This is a genomic window from Stenotrophomonas sp. 89682_Sma, from assembly GCF_056481405.1.
This window is the reverse complement of record NZ_CM151147.1, coordinates 1,399,952-1,412,761: the sequence shown is the minus strand read 5'-3', so window position 1 is coordinate 1,412,761 and position 12,810 is coordinate 1,399,952. Positions and strand designations below refer to the sequence as shown.

Here is a 12,810-nt window from a genome sequence, read left to right as displayed (position 1 = left end):
GCGCCCAGCGATTGATATACAGTAACAAAGGACTTCTTCATGCCCGCCCACACCCCGCGGCTCAAGCCGCATTCCCTGGCCCTGGCTCTGGCCACCCTGCTACCGTCCATTGCCTTTGCAGCCGGCCAGGACACCTCCCATCGTGACCGCCACCTGACTGAACTGTCGTCGGTGCAGGTCACCGCGTCGCCGCTTCAGGGCGATGCCGAATCGTTGGCGCGCCCGGTTGACGTGCTGGCTGGCGAGCGCCTGGACGAGCAGAAGGCCGGTACCCTCGGCGACACCGTGGCCAAGCTGCCGGGCGTGCAGAGCACCTTCTTCGGCCCCGGCGTCGGCCGGCCGATCATCCGCGGCCAGGAAGGCCCGCGCGTTGCCGTGCTGTCCAACGGCATGGGCAACATGGATGCGTCCACCGTCAGTGCGGACCATGCCACCAGCATCGAGCCGTTCCTTGCCGACCAGATCGAAGTGCTGAAGGGGCCGGCGACGCTGCTGTTCGGCAGCGGCGCCATCGGTGGCGCGGTCAATGTGGTCGATGGGCGCATCGCGCGCGAACTGCCGGAGCGCCCGCTCAGCGGCCGCGCCGAGCTGCGCGGCAATTCGGTGAACAACGAGCGCAGCGGCATGTTCCGCCTCGATGGCGTCAGCGGCAATGTCGTGCTTCATGTGGACGGCCTGGTGCGCAATGGCGACGACTACCGCATTCCCGGCTATGCGGTGATCGACAGCCTGGAAGACCACCACGACGACCATGACCACGACCACGCGGGCGAGGAAGGCGAAGAGCCGCGCCGCGGCCGCCTCGACAACAGCTCCATCCGTACCCGCGCCGGCGGCGTCGGCGCGACCTGGCTGGGCGAAGGCGGCTACTTCGGCGTGTCGGCCAGCACCTACCGCACCAACTACGGCATTCCCAATGGCGCGCACGTGCACGCCGATGGCGACGATCACGGCCATGACCACGGCCACGACCACGGCGACGAAGAGGAAGGCGGCGACGAGCACGACGTGCGCATCGACATGGTGCAGAACCGCTTCGAGACCAAAGCCGGCATCTACAACCCGGTCTCGTTCCTGAAGAACATCAACGCACGCGTGGCCTATACCGACTACGAGCACGTGGAGCTGGAGGCCGGCACGCCGTCGACCCGCTTCACCAACCGTGGCATCGAAGCACGCCTGGAGGCGGTGCAGCAGCAGATCGGCGGCTGGGACGGTGCCTTCGGCCTGCAGTTCGGCAACAGTGATTTCGGCGCCAAGGGCGAAGAGGCATTCGTTCCGGATACCGGCACGAAGAACATCGGCCTGTTCGTACTGCAGGAAAAGCAGTTCGGCCCGTTCAAGCTGGAACTGGGCGGCCGCCACGACCAGGTCAAGCTGGACCCGACCGGTGACTACCGTCGCCGCACCTTCGGCGCCACCAATCTGTCGGCTGCCGGCATCTGGAAGCTCAACGACGCAGTCGACCTGCGCATCGGCGTGGACAGCTCCGAGCGTGCGCCGACCAATGAAGAGCTGTACGCCGCCGGCGCGCACATTGCTACCCGTTCGCTGGAAATCGGCGACGGCAACCTGAAGACCGAGCGCGGCCAGCGCGTGGAACTGGGCATCCACACCCACAGCGAGCGCCTGGACTTCTCCGCATCGGTCTACCAGACCAAGTTCAAGGACTTCATCTACCTGGCCGACACCGGCGTTACCGAAGGCCTGCCGGTCCGCGCCTGGACCCAGCAGGACGCGGTGTTCCGCGGCGCCGAGGCCGAAGCGCTGGTGCACCTGTTCGAGGGTGGCGCCGGTGACTGGGATCTGCGCCTGTTCGGTGACTACGTGAAGGCCAAGCTGGATGGCAGCGGCAGCCGCAACCTTGACATCGCCGTGCCGCACGGCGACCACAACCACAACTACAGCGTGGAGCTGGCCAACACCGGCTACCTGCCGCGTATCGCCCCGGCCCGCGTCGGCGCCGACCTGCGCTGGTCGAAGGACGGCTGGCGCGCGTCGGTCGGTGCGGTGCGCTACAGCCGCCAGAAGGACGTGGCGCAGAACGAGGAGCCGAGCAACGGCTACACCCTGGTCGATGCGCACCTGGCCTATCGCTGGGACCGCAACGCCAGCAACAGCTACGAGGTCTTCCTGGATGGCAGCAACCTGACCAACCGTGAAGTGCGCCCGCATACGTCGCTGCTGCGTGACTACTCGCCGCTGCCGGGCCGTGGCGTCGCGTTCGGCATCCGCGCGTTCTTCTGATCGCGTAACGGGGGGCGGGTCCCTTTCCGACGGAAAGGGCTCTGACCCCAGAGCAACGGCATCCACGCATGGCGTGGATGTACCGATCGGCAGGGGTCGGATCCCACGGGGGCCTTCGGGTCCCCGTTCTCGTTGGGGTCGATACCATCACGTATCCGTCACAAAGATGTGCGTACGACAACAAGCGGACAATCCCGTCACTCAATGTCTCGCCAACCGGACATTAATGTCCGAAAATATACCCATGACCGCCCAACGTGCCGATGCTGCTGCCCGCCGCGCCCTCATCCTCGACGCCGCCGATCATGTGTTCGGCCAACACGGTGTCACCGCCCCGCTGGACCTGGTGGTTGAACGTGCCCAGGTAGGCCGCGCCACCTTGTACCGCAACTTCCCCGACCGCACCGCGCTGATCCAGGCGCTGCTGCAGCGTACGGTCGATCGCATCCGGCGCCAGGTCGAACAGCTCGGCGACCGCGACGACGCCCTGTTCGAGGTGTTCGAGGGCATGGCCCAGCGCATCATCGATTCGCCGGCGCTGGCGGATTACTGGCGTGCGGTCGATTCGGACGTGCCCTCCATGCGCGCCGCGCGCGAGACCGTGCGCGACCTGCTGGAGGAACCGATCGCGCGCGCCAAGGCCGCCGGGCTGTGCCGTTCCGACCTGGAAAAGACGGATATTTCACTGATCTCGGGCATGCTGGGTGCGGCCCTGCGCGGCAAGACCCGCGACGAGCGCGCCCAGTTGGCCGGGCGCGCCCTCCAGCTGCTGCGTGGGGGTCTCCAGGGAGCAACCAGCGAGGCCCGCTGATGGTCCAGCCGTATCTGAAGCCGGTTCCGGATTGGGAGGAGCACGAGAAGCCGACCATGCCCGGTTCGGCGTCGATGCCCTGGCACCCACCGTACCGTCGGTTGGCCTATGCACTGGTATCGCTGCTGGTGGCGATCACCGGCGGCCTCGGCAATGCGCTGGTCACCGCCAACCTGCCGTTCCTGCAGGGCCAGCTGGCGCTGACCCCGACCCAGGGCAGCTGGTTGGTGGCCGCATATGCGATGGTGAATGTCACCGCCAACCTGTTGGCCTTCAAGTTCCGCCAGCAGTACGGCATCCGCCTGTTCGCCGAGATCGGGTTGGGCCTGTATGCAGCGCTGGCGGTGCTGCACCTGTTCGTCGGCAGCTTCGAGACCACGATGCTGACCCGTGCCGCCAGCGGCTTCGCCGGCGCGGCCTGCTCGACCCTGGGCACGCTGTACATGTTGCAGGCGCTGCCGCGGCGGTTCACCGGCAATCTGCTGGTGGTCGGGGTAGGCCTTTCGCAGCTGGCGGTGCCGATCGCCTGGATCGTTTCGCCAGGCCTGGTCGATACCGGCCAGTGGCACCAGCTGTATTCCTTCGAAGCCGGCCTGGCACTGTGCGCGTTTGCCGCCGTGGTGGTGCTGAAGCTGCCGCCCGGCATCCAGGTGAAGGCCTTCGAGCCGCTGGATTTCCTTACCTTCGCGTTGCTGGCACCGGCGGTTGCGCTGCTGGTGATCGTGCTGGCGCAGGGCTACACGCGCTGGTGGCTCAACACGCCGTGGCTGGGCTGGGCACTGGTTGCCTCGATCGTGCTGTCCACCACCGCCTTCATCATCGAACACTACCGGCGCAATCCGCTGCTGCAGACACGCTGGCTGGCCAGCCTGCCGGTACTGCATTTCATCGTCGGTGCGTTCCTGATCCGCTTCCTGACCACCGAGCAGTCCTACGGCGTGGTCAACCTGATGCGCACGCTCGGCATGGGCCCTGATCAGTTGCGGCCGCTGTTCGTGGTGATTCTCGCCGGCGTGATCACCGGTATCGCCGGCACTGCCCTGACCTTCGGGCCCAAACGGCTGATCCCGCAGTTGCTGATGGCGATCCTGCTGCTGGGCGCCGCCGCGTTCTTCGACCAGCACCGCACCAGCATGGATCGCCCGCACGACTTCTACGCCAGCCAGTTCCTGGCCTCGGTCGGTGCCGGCATGTTCATGGGCCCGTTGATCATGCTCGGCATTTCCGCCGCGCTGAAACAGGGCGTGGACCACATGATCACCTTCCTGGTGACGCTGTCGATCACGCAGACGCTGGGCGGCTTGGCCGGCTCGGCGGTGCTGGGCACCTTCCAGCTGCATCGCGAGCAGTTGTATTCCAGCGCGCTGACCAGCCAGCTCGACCCGGCCGATCCGGTGGTGGCACAACGCCTGCGCATCCAACAGCAGCTGTACGCCGCCCAGATCACCGACCCGGTCCTGCGCAGCGCACAGGGCAGCGCGCAGTTGGCGCAGACGACGCGCCGGGAAGCCAACGTGCGTGGCTTCAATGATGTGTTCACGCTGAGTGGCTGGCTGGCCATCGGCTTCCTGTGCTGGTTGCTGCTGCTGTCGCTGCGCACCGCCGTGCTCAAGCAATGGCACAAGCGCCATCCCATTTCCCCTGTTGCGGCCGCGCCGGCCGCATCCCGTTGAGTCCGTCCTCATGCCTCCCCTCCCGCCCCGCCCTGACGATACCGGCACCGACAGCGTCACCCCACCGCCGCCGACCGACGCGGCGCCTGCCCCCACGCCGGTAGAACCCGCGGTCGCGCCGAAGTACCTCAAGCCCAGCGCGCGCAGCGTGGTGGTGATGGTGGTGGTGGCCTTGCTGGGCATTGCGCTGATTCTGCGCGCCTGGCACCTGTGGCCGTTCACCAGCAGCGTGATGGTGACCGACAACGCCTATGTGCGCGGACAGATCACGGTGATGGCGCCACAGGTCAACGGCTATGTGACCGAGGTGCTGGTGAAGGACTTCCAGCACGTGAAGGAAGGCGAGCCGCTGCTGCGCATCGATGACCGCATCTATACGCAGCGGGTCGCCCAGGCGCAGGCGACGCTGGACAGCGCACGCGCGGCCCTGGCCAACTCGGACCAGTCCCAGGCGCAGAACCGTGCGCAGATCGCCTCCGCACAGGCCACACTTTCGGCCGGGCAGGCGGAGCTGCAACGCTCACGCAACGAGACCAAGCGCTACGAGGAACTGGCCGCGCAGCAGCTGGTATCGATCAACGATCGCGACAAGTTCCGCACCGCGCAGGCCTCGGCGCAGGCCAGCGTGCAGCAGTCGCAGGCGCAGATCCGCATCGCCGAGGAGACCCTGGTCTCGACCCAGGTCGCGCGCAAGAGCCTGGAGGCGCAGGTGGAGAGTGCGCAGGCGCAGCTGGAACTGGCGCGCATCGATCTGGCCAATACCGTGATCCATGCGCCGCGCGACGGCCAGATCAGCGAGGCCAGCGTGCGCGTCGGCCAGTACGTCGCGGCCGGTTCGCAGCTGCTGTTCCTGGTCCCTGACACGCTGTGGGTGGTGGCCAACTACAAGGAAGGCCAGACCTGGGGAATGGCGATCGGCCAGCCGGCCTCGTTCTCGGTGGACGCGTTCCAGGGCCAGGTGCTGCGGGGCCGCGTGCAGGAGATCGCCCCGGCCACCGGATCGGAATTCAGCGTGTTGCGCCCCGACAATGCCAGCGGCAACTTCACCAAGGTGGTGCAGCGGCTACCGGTGCGGATTTCGATCGATGAAGGCCAGAAGCTGGCCGCGCAGCTGCGCCCCGGCATGTCGGTGATCGTGCGGGTGGATACGGCAAGCAAGCCGATGGACTAGCCTGCGGCCTGGTGGACTCGGCTGGGTAGAGTCGACTGTTAGTTGTGATCTCTCGGTAGGTTGTTCATCCGGGGCATCTTTGGAAAATGGTGGTTACCACACCTGTCCAGTCCCCAAAGAGCCCGGATGAACCACCATAAAAATGCCCGTTTGACGCCGTTTAGTCGAGAACTTCTTGTCCGCCGCATCACTGAGCAAGGCCTTCGGCCAGAAGAGGCCGCCCAGGCTTGCGGGGTGAGTGTGCGCACGGCTTACAAGTGGCTGGCCCGGTATCGAGCCGAGGGCCTGAGTGGGCTGCAGAACCGCAGCTCTCGGCCCGGCCGCAGCCCCCATAGCACCCCCGAGGCGCTCGTTGAGCAGATCGTCCAGCGTCGACGTCAACGGCAAACCTACCTGACCATTTCCAAGGCACTGGGCGTGGCTCACAGCACCATTTCACGACTGATGCGTCGAAGAGGACTCAATCGCCTGTGCCTTCTGGACCCACCGAAGAAGGCGGTCCGGTATGAGTACGACAGCCCGGGCGGCTTGCTGCACTTGGATATCAAGAAACTCGGCAACTTCCGCCGGCCCGGGCACCGGGTCGATCCGAATCGGCGTGGCAACGCTGGCGGCGGTGGCTGGGGCTATGTCCATGTGGCCATTGATGACCACTCCCGAGTCGCTTTCAGTAGCGTTCACACCGATGAGAAGGGCTCAACGGCCTGCCAAGCGCTGCTGGCCGCCGTGGCGTACTACAGGACGCTGGGAGTCACCTTCCAGCGTGTCCTGACTGACAACGGAGCCTGCTATCGCTCCGGCGTCTTCGCTCGACTCGTCGCCTCGTTGGGCATGAAGCACTATCGGACCAAGCCCTACACCCCGCGAACCAACGGTAAGGCCGAGCGCTTCATCCAGACCAGCTTGCGCGAATGGGCCTACGCCTGCGAGTACGCTTCGTCAGAGCAGCGCGACGCCGTGCTGCCTGAATGGCTGCACCACTACAACTGGCACCGACCCCACATGGGGATCGGCAGCCAACCGCCTATTTCCAGAATCCCGCTGAACAACGTGGTGGGTTTACACAGTTAGTCGACTGCTCTTCCATGAACCCCATGAACACCCCGCGCTGCGCGCGGTAGTCGACTAACAGTCGACTCTACCCCGTCGACTCTACCCCGTCGACTCTACCCCGTCGACTCTACCCCGTCGACTCTACCCCGTCGACTCTACCCCGTCGGCTCTACCCCGCCCCCTCGCGCTCAGCCCGCGCAGCGCGCGCAGAGCCCGTGCACTTCCAGGGTCTGTGCCTGCGGCTGGAAACCCAGCTCCTTGGCGCGCTTCTCCAGCTGGGTGACGATCTCGCGGTCTTCCAGTTCCACCGCGCTGTGGCAGCTGTTGCAGATCAGGAATGGCACCGAATGCGCGGCGCTGCTGGGATGGTGACAGGCCACGAAGGCATTCACCGATTCCAGCTTGTGCACGAAGCCATTGGCCATCAGGAAATCCAGCGCACGGTACACGGTGGGCGGGGCGTCAGCGCCCACGCCCTTGCCGTTGCGTACCCATTCCAGCAGCTCGTAGGCCTTGACCGGCTTGCCGGCCTCGGCGATCAGCTTCAGCACATTGGCGCGGATCGGGGTCAGGCGCAGCCCGCGTTCGCGCGAGACGCGCTCGACCACCGCCACGAAATCCGATGCGTCATGGACGTGGTGGTGCGGGGCGGTACAGGCAGTGGCGGTCTTGGCGGGCATGCGTGTTCTCCGGTTCGGGCCTGGCAAGGATGCCTCAGGCCGTTGCTACCTTGGTGATGGCCACATCAATGCGTTTCAAGGCCTGCTCGCGGCCGGCCAGGTACACGGTATGGGAAATGTCAGGGCTGACCTGGGTGCCGGTGATGGCCACGCGCAGCGGCTGGGCGACCTTGCCCATGCCGATCTCCAGCGCGGCGGCGGCGTCGTGCAGGGCCACGCCCACCGACTCGGCGGTCCATTCCGGCAAGGCGGCCAGCAGCTCGCGGGCCTTGCCCAGCGCCACCTCGGCACCGGCCTTGAAGTGCTTGGCCACCGCCGCTTCGTCGTACTCGGTCAGCGGCTGGTACCAGACCACGGCCTTCTCGGCCATTTCCTTCAGGGTCTGCACGCGCTCACGCAGGGCGATCACCACGTCCTCCGGGGCCGGACCAGCGGCCACGTCCAGGCCCAGCTTCTGCAGCTGGTAGACCAGATGCGGCACGATGGCGCCCACATCCTCGGTCTTCAGGAAGTGCTGGTTGACCCAGCCCAGCTTGGCCATGTCCAGCCGCGAGGCCTTGGAATTGCAGTCCTTCACGTCGAACAGGTCGATCAGTTCCTGGCGGCTGAACAGCTCCTGGTCACCGTGCGACCAGCCCAGGCGGGCCAGGTAGCTCAGCAGCGCGTCGGGCAGGTAGCCGGCGTCCTTGTACTGCATCACGTCGGCCGCGCCGGTGCGCTTGGACAGCTTGGCGCCCTGCTCGTCCAGGATCATCGGCATGTGCCCGAACTTCGGCACCGGGGCGCCGATGCCTTCGTACAGGTTGATCTGGCGCGGGGTGTTGTTGATGTGGTCGTCACCGCGGATGACCTCGGTGATGCCCATGTCCCAATCATCCACCACCACCGCGAAGTTGTAGGTGGGGTAGCCGTCCGGACGGAAGATGACCATGTCATCCAGCTCGCTGTTGGCGATCTCGATGCGGCCCTTGATCAGGTCGTCGAACACCACCGTACCTTCCAGCGGGTTCTTGAAGCGGATGACGCGGTTCGGGTCGTCCTTGTACGGCAGGCCCAGTTCGCGTGCAGCGCCGTTGTAACGCGGCTTTTCCTGCCTGGCCATGGCGGCCTCGCGCATCGCATCCAGCTCTTCGCGGGTCTCGTAGGCGTAGTACGCCTTGCCGTCGGCGATCAGCTGCTCGGCCACTTCCTGGTAACGGGCGACGCGGTCGGTCTGGTAGATCGGGCCCTCGTCGTAATCCAGGCCCAGCCACTCCATCGCCTCCAGGATGGCGTCGATCGCACCCTGGGTGCTGCGTTCACGGTCGGTGTCCTCGATGCGCAGCACGAACTCGCCGCCACGGTGGCGGGCCTCCAGCCAGCAGTACAGCGCAGTGCGGGCACCACCGATGTGCAGGTAGCCGGTGGGACTGGGGGCGAAGCGGGTGCGGCAGGTCATGGACGGCTCGAGGAACGGGAATTCCCCGATTTTACCAGCCCTCCGCCCCCGACGGAAAAAGGGGACGGAGGGGATTAAGTCGCGATTGCCCAGCCTCTGGGCGCTGCAACCGGGAAACGGAGGGGGAGAAACGACTTAATCCCCTCCGTCCCCTTTTACGGTTCCTGCTTGCGCGGGAAGGACTGCTCGCGCATCGCGGCGTTGTAGGCGAACGAGGCAACGATGGCCGCGGCCTGCTTCAGGTCTTCCGGTTCGGCATGGTCCCAGGTGTCCAGGTGGCTGTGGTGGACATTGGTGAAGTAGTCCAGCCGGTCCTGGATGAACTGGAAACCCGGCAGGCCGATGCGGTCGAAGCTGATGTGGTCGGTGCTGCCGGTGTTGCGGGTGGCCACGGTGGCGGCGCCTACGTCATGGAACGGGGCCAGCCAGGCTTCGAAGATCGGCATCGCCGCCAGGTTTTCCTGCGCGTAGATGCCACGGAAGCGGCCGGAGCCGTTGTCCATGTTGAAGTAGACCTGGAACTTGCCGTAGTCGCGCGTCTTCTGCAGCGCACCGGTCGGCTCGCGCAGCGACGCCGGCAGCGCCTTCTGCGCCGGGTCGGCCGGTTCCGGGAACTGGCCGAAGTGCTTGGCCACGTAGGCCTGCGAGCCGATCAGGCCCTGCTCTTCACCGCTCCACAGCGCCACCCGGATGGTGCGCCTGGGCTTGGCGCCGGTGGCCTTGAGGATGCGCATCGCTTCCATCATCACCGCCACGCCGGCGGCATTGTCGGCCGCACCGGTGCCGCTGTGCCAGGAATCCAGGTGCGCGCCGATCATCACCACTTCATCCGGCTTGCTGCTGCCGCGGATCTCGGCCAGCGTGTTGTAGCCCGGCTGGTTGGCCTCGTCGGTGAAGCGCGCCGCTACATCCACGCGCAGGCGCACGGTCTGCTTGGCCTCCAGCGCGCGCACCAACGGATTGAAGTGTTCGCTGATCATCGCCAGCTCGGGGATGCCCACCGACTCGCCGGCTTTGCGCGAACCACCACCGGCAACCCGGATGATGCCGTTGTCCCAGCTGCTGATGCTGATCGAGGCCAGTGCGCCCTCTTCGACGAAGAACGCATTGACCTTGGCCGCCAGCTGCTGGCGCTCCTGGTATTCCTTGACCCGTTTGGCGCGCTCGGCGGTAGCGTCCTTGTCCTTGGGCAGGGTGAACTCCTGCAGGCCCTCGAGCGAGGTCGCGTCGTGGCGGTGCGAATCGGGCTCGGTGCCACGCTTGTATTCGCGTGCCTCGCCCAGCAGCAGGATCCTGCCGCGCAGCTTGCCACGGTACTTCTCGATGTCTTCGGGTTTCTTGATCTCGACCTGGACCAGCTCGCCTTCGACCGGGCCCTTGGTGCCCGGCGTCCAGGCCTTCGGCAGCGCATGCAGCGGCTGCACGCGGTCACCCAGCATTTCCACGCTGGCCGAGGTGAACTCCCAGCCACGGCCGAAGTCATCGAAGGCTTCGTCGTGGACGTTGTCCAGCTTCCATTCGTTGAACTTGCCGCGGGTCCAGGCGTTGGCGCGGCCCATCGCCGGCGAGTTGGTCAGGCGCGGGCCGATGCGCTCGGTGAGATAACTGAAGGTGTCCATCACCTGCGAACGGTGGAAGGCCTCCTGGCGGATGCGGCTGACCATGTCCAGGTCCACCGTTTCGCGCTGCTGCGCCCCTGCATTGCCACCCATCACCAGCGCTGCGGCCAGCACGCCCCACTTCAACACATCGCACCCCTGCCTTTCGGCTCGATCATCAACCCATCGAGTCTAGCCAGCCCGGAGAGCGCGATACCGTCCCATCGGTCATGGGGCAGGAGCGTGCGAACCAAGGTTCGCACCCACAGGTGACCGGTCGGCTCGCACCCACCAAGGTGTTGGGTTCTCGCCAGTAGATCCACGCCGTGCGTGGATGAACAGCCGAATCACTCATTCCAGCCCAGCCATAGCTGGGCCCGCTCCGGCAGCAACAGCAACCAGTGCCGCCGATCGATGCTGCTGCAGCCATACACCGCCGCATGTGCCGGCCAGTCATGCGGCAGGCCGCCGATGCCGATCTCGGCCAGCGCCTCTGCCCCGGCCTTCCATGGCCGGTAGCGCGGCACCCGGCCGGCCATCGCGCCGCGTCCCTGCCGCGCACCCTGCAGCCATCCCAGCCCCTGCCCCTGCAATCCTTCGCAGGTCACCGCGGCCAGTTGGAATCGGACCAGGCCAGGGGCGATCCGTGCCCCCGGCAAGGCCGCCAGCACGCCATGTGCCTGCAGCAATGCATCCACTTCCAGCAGGGCCGGGATGCCCTGCCGTGCCCGTTGCCGCAATCCCTGGCGCCAGCCCATGGCGTGCTCCTTACTTCAGTTCCGCGCCAAGCGCGTACCAGTCGACCCGGCGGGTCACCCACATCGCCAGCGCCAGGATCACGAACAGCAGCAGCGAACCCATCAGCAGCGCGTTGTTCTCCGACACCAGCAGGCCATACAGCGCGCCGTACAACACGGTCAGCAGCGCGGCAAAGCCGAGGCCACGCTTCCAGTGGCCCAGCACGTTGGCCAGGTACACCGCCTGCAGGCCGATGCAGGCCACCGCCGAGACCACGTACGCCTTCCAGAAGGCGATGTGCTCGGACAGGCTGATCAGCAGCAGGAAGAAGATCGCCAGCGCCAGGCCCACCATCAGGTACTGCAGCGGATGGATGCGCAGCGACTTGATCAGCTCGAACAGGATGAAGCCGACGAAGGTCAGCAGCACGAACAGCACGCCATACTTCGAGGCACGGTCGGCCTGGGTGTAGGTGTCGACCGGATCGACCAGCGATACCGTCACTGCCTGCGAATCCACCGAACCATCATTGCGCAGCTGTCGCTGTGCGTCGGACGCCAGCGAGGACACCGCCCAGCGCGCATCAAAGCCCTGCGCATCAACGCGGCGTTCATTCGGCAGGAACGCACCGCTGAACGACGGATGCGGCCAGCTCGAACGCAGCGCGATGTGGGTGTCATCGCCCACCGGCACCACCGACAGCATGCGGCTGCCGTCCAGGCGCAGCTCCAGCTCGACTGTGCTGGCGGCCAGCGTGCCGCCATGGTCTTCGGCGAATCCGGCCACCGGTGCATGCAGACCGCGGCCCACTTCGCTGGCTGCACCGACGCCCGGCAGCAGGCGCAGCTGCTGGCCATCCACGCGCAGGTTAGGCGTACCCACCAGGCCACGCACATCGGAAACCCCCACCGCCACGTACGGTTGACCGTAGCTGCGGCCTGCCTTCACCGGGTAATCGTCTTCGGCGAAGATCGCCTTCATCTGGCCGTTCCAGCTGTACACCGGCACCTTGAACAGGCCGACCTCACGTTGGCTCGGCAGCATCTCACCGCCCACCTCCAGCGACGCCGGCATCTGCAGCCAGTGCCCTTCGGTGACCTGTACCTCGGTCTTCTTGACGCCCAGCGGGTCGACCAGCTCAACCTGCTTGCGCTCCACCCAAGGCACCACCCGCACCGGGCCCACCAGCTGCTGTGCACCGGCGCGGCTGTCGGCCACCCGCGAGAAGGCTTCGTCGCGGTACGCACTGCGTTCGTTGATGACACCGCGAATCATCGTCAGCGGAACCAGCAGCAGCAGGATCAGCCCGCCGACAATGGCGAACCGCAGCAGCATCTTCAGGGATTTCATGGTCCATCCTCGTTGGAGAGGGCTGCAGGATGGACCGCTGCAGTGAGCAGG

The 12,810-nt window shown here is 66.2% G+C and carries 10 protein-coding genes; 5 read left to right on the top strand and 5 right to left on the bottom strand.

Annotated features, from left to right (window positions below; translation table 11 throughout):
* Positions 1-39: 39 nt before the first annotated feature.
* The 5 genes from ACZK29_RS06525 to ACZK29_RS06505 all read left to right on the top strand — a co-directional run bounded on the left by ACZK29_RS06525 (position 40) and on the right by ACZK29_RS06505 (position 6,973).
* Positions 40-2,247: a TonB-dependent receptor gene (locus tag ACZK29_RS06525; RefSeq protein WP_459047460.1), complete on the top strand. Its 2,208-nt coding sequence runs from the start codon at positions 40-42 to the stop codon at positions 2,245-2,247.
* 244 nt (positions 2,248-2,491) lie between these two features.
* Positions 2,492-3,058 (top strand): TetR/AcrR family transcriptional regulator, encoded by a 567-nt coding sequence (locus tag ACZK29_RS06520; protein ID WP_111204651.1) that lies wholly within the window; start codon positions 2,492-2,494, stop codon positions 3,056-3,058.
* On the top strand, positions 3,058-4,731 hold the full coding sequence (locus ACZK29_RS06515; RefSeq protein ID WP_111204652.1) for an MFS transporter: 1,674 nt from the start codon (positions 3,058-3,060) through the stop codon (positions 4,729-4,731). The genes ACZK29_RS06520 and ACZK29_RS06515 overlap by 1 nt, the downstream gene beginning before the upstream one ends.
* Positions 4,732-4,741: 10 nt before the next feature.
* The gene (locus tag ACZK29_RS06510; protein WP_478446816.1) at positions 4,742-5,902 is read left to right on the top strand and encodes an HlyD family secretion protein; all 1,161 of its coding nucleotides are present in this window, start codon (positions 4,742-4,744) and stop codon (positions 5,900-5,902) included.
* A 126-nt stretch (positions 5,903-6,028) separates the two neighbouring features.
* Positions 6,029-6,973 carry an IS481 family transposase gene (locus tag ACZK29_RS06505; protein WP_478446480.1) on the top strand — a complete coding sequence of 315 codons (945 nt, stop codon included), beginning with the start codon at positions 6,029-6,031 and terminating at the stop codon, positions 6,971-6,973.
* A 170-nt stretch (positions 6,974-7,143) separates the two neighbouring features.
* Here the strand turns inward: ACZK29_RS06505 and ACZK29_RS06500 are convergent, their stop codons facing one another.
* The 5 genes from ACZK29_RS06500 to creD form a co-directional block, all read right to left on the bottom strand.
* A complete protein-coding gene (locus ACZK29_RS06500; RefSeq protein ID WP_004150412.1) occupies positions 7,144-7,635 on the bottom strand; it encodes a Fur family transcriptional regulator in 492 nt (163 codons plus the stop codon).
* Positions 7,636-7,669: 34 nt separating this feature from the next.
* Positions 7,670-9,073: a glutamate--tRNA ligase gene (gene gltX, locus ACZK29_RS06495; RefSeq protein WP_111204654.1), complete on the bottom strand. Its 1,404-nt coding sequence runs from the start codon at positions 9,071-9,073 to the stop codon at positions 7,670-7,672.
* A gap of 155 nt (positions 9,074-9,228) precedes the next feature.
* Positions 9,229-10,821, bottom strand: a complete 1,593-nt coding sequence (locus ACZK29_RS06490) for a M20/M25/M40 family metallo-hydrolase (protein WP_478448748.1) — start codon at positions 10,819-10,821, stop codon at positions 9,229-9,231.
* Between the two features lie 197 nt (positions 10,822-11,018).
* Positions 11,019-11,429, bottom strand: a complete 411-nt coding sequence (locus ACZK29_RS06485) for a hypothetical protein (protein ID WP_111204656.1) — start codon at positions 11,427-11,429, stop codon at positions 11,019-11,021.
* A 10-nt stretch (positions 11,430-11,439) separates the two neighbouring features.
* Complete coding sequence (gene creD, locus ACZK29_RS06480; RefSeq protein WP_049432784.1) at positions 11,440-12,759, bottom strand: cell envelope integrity protein CreD; 1,320 nt, start codon at positions 12,757-12,759, stop codon at positions 11,440-11,442.
* Positions 12,760-12,810: the final 51 nt, after the last annotated feature.

Bases quoted from the DNA above. Each gene is read 5' to 3' on its own strand.
- ACZK29_RS06515 (WP_111204652.1), top strand. From the start codon at position 3,058: ATGGTCCAGCCGTATCTGAAGCCGGTTCCGGATTGGGAGGAGCACGAG.
- ACZK29_RS06500 (WP_004150412.1), bottom strand. From the start codon at position 7,635: ATGCCCGCCAAGACCGCCACTGCCTGTACCGCCCCGCACCACCACGTC.
- ACZK29_RS06510 (WP_478446816.1), top strand. From the start codon at position 4,742: ATGCCTCCCCTCCCGCCCCGCCCTGACGATACCGGCACCGACAGCGTC.
- ACZK29_RS06505 (WP_478446480.1), top strand. From the start codon at position 6,029: ATGAACCACCATAAAAATGCCCGTTTGACGCCGTTTAGTCGAGAACTT.
- ACZK29_RS06520 (WP_111204651.1), top strand. From the start codon at position 2,492: ATGACCGCCCAACGTGCCGATGCTGCTGCCCGCCGCGCCCTCATCCTC.
- ACZK29_RS06485 (WP_111204656.1), bottom strand. From the start codon at position 11,429: ATGGGCTGGCGCCAGGGATTGCGGCAACGGGCACGGCAGGGCATCCCG.
- ACZK29_RS06525 (WP_459047460.1), top strand. From the start codon at position 40: ATGCCCGCCCACACCCCGCGGCTCAAGCCGCATTCCCTGGCCCTGGCT.
- gltX (WP_111204654.1), bottom strand. From the start codon at position 9,073: ATGACCTGCCGCACCCGCTTCGCCCCCAGTCCCACCGGCTACCTGCAC.
- creD (WP_049432784.1), bottom strand. From the start codon at position 12,759: ATGAAATCCCTGAAGATGCTGCTGCGGTTCGCCATTGTCGGCGGGCTG.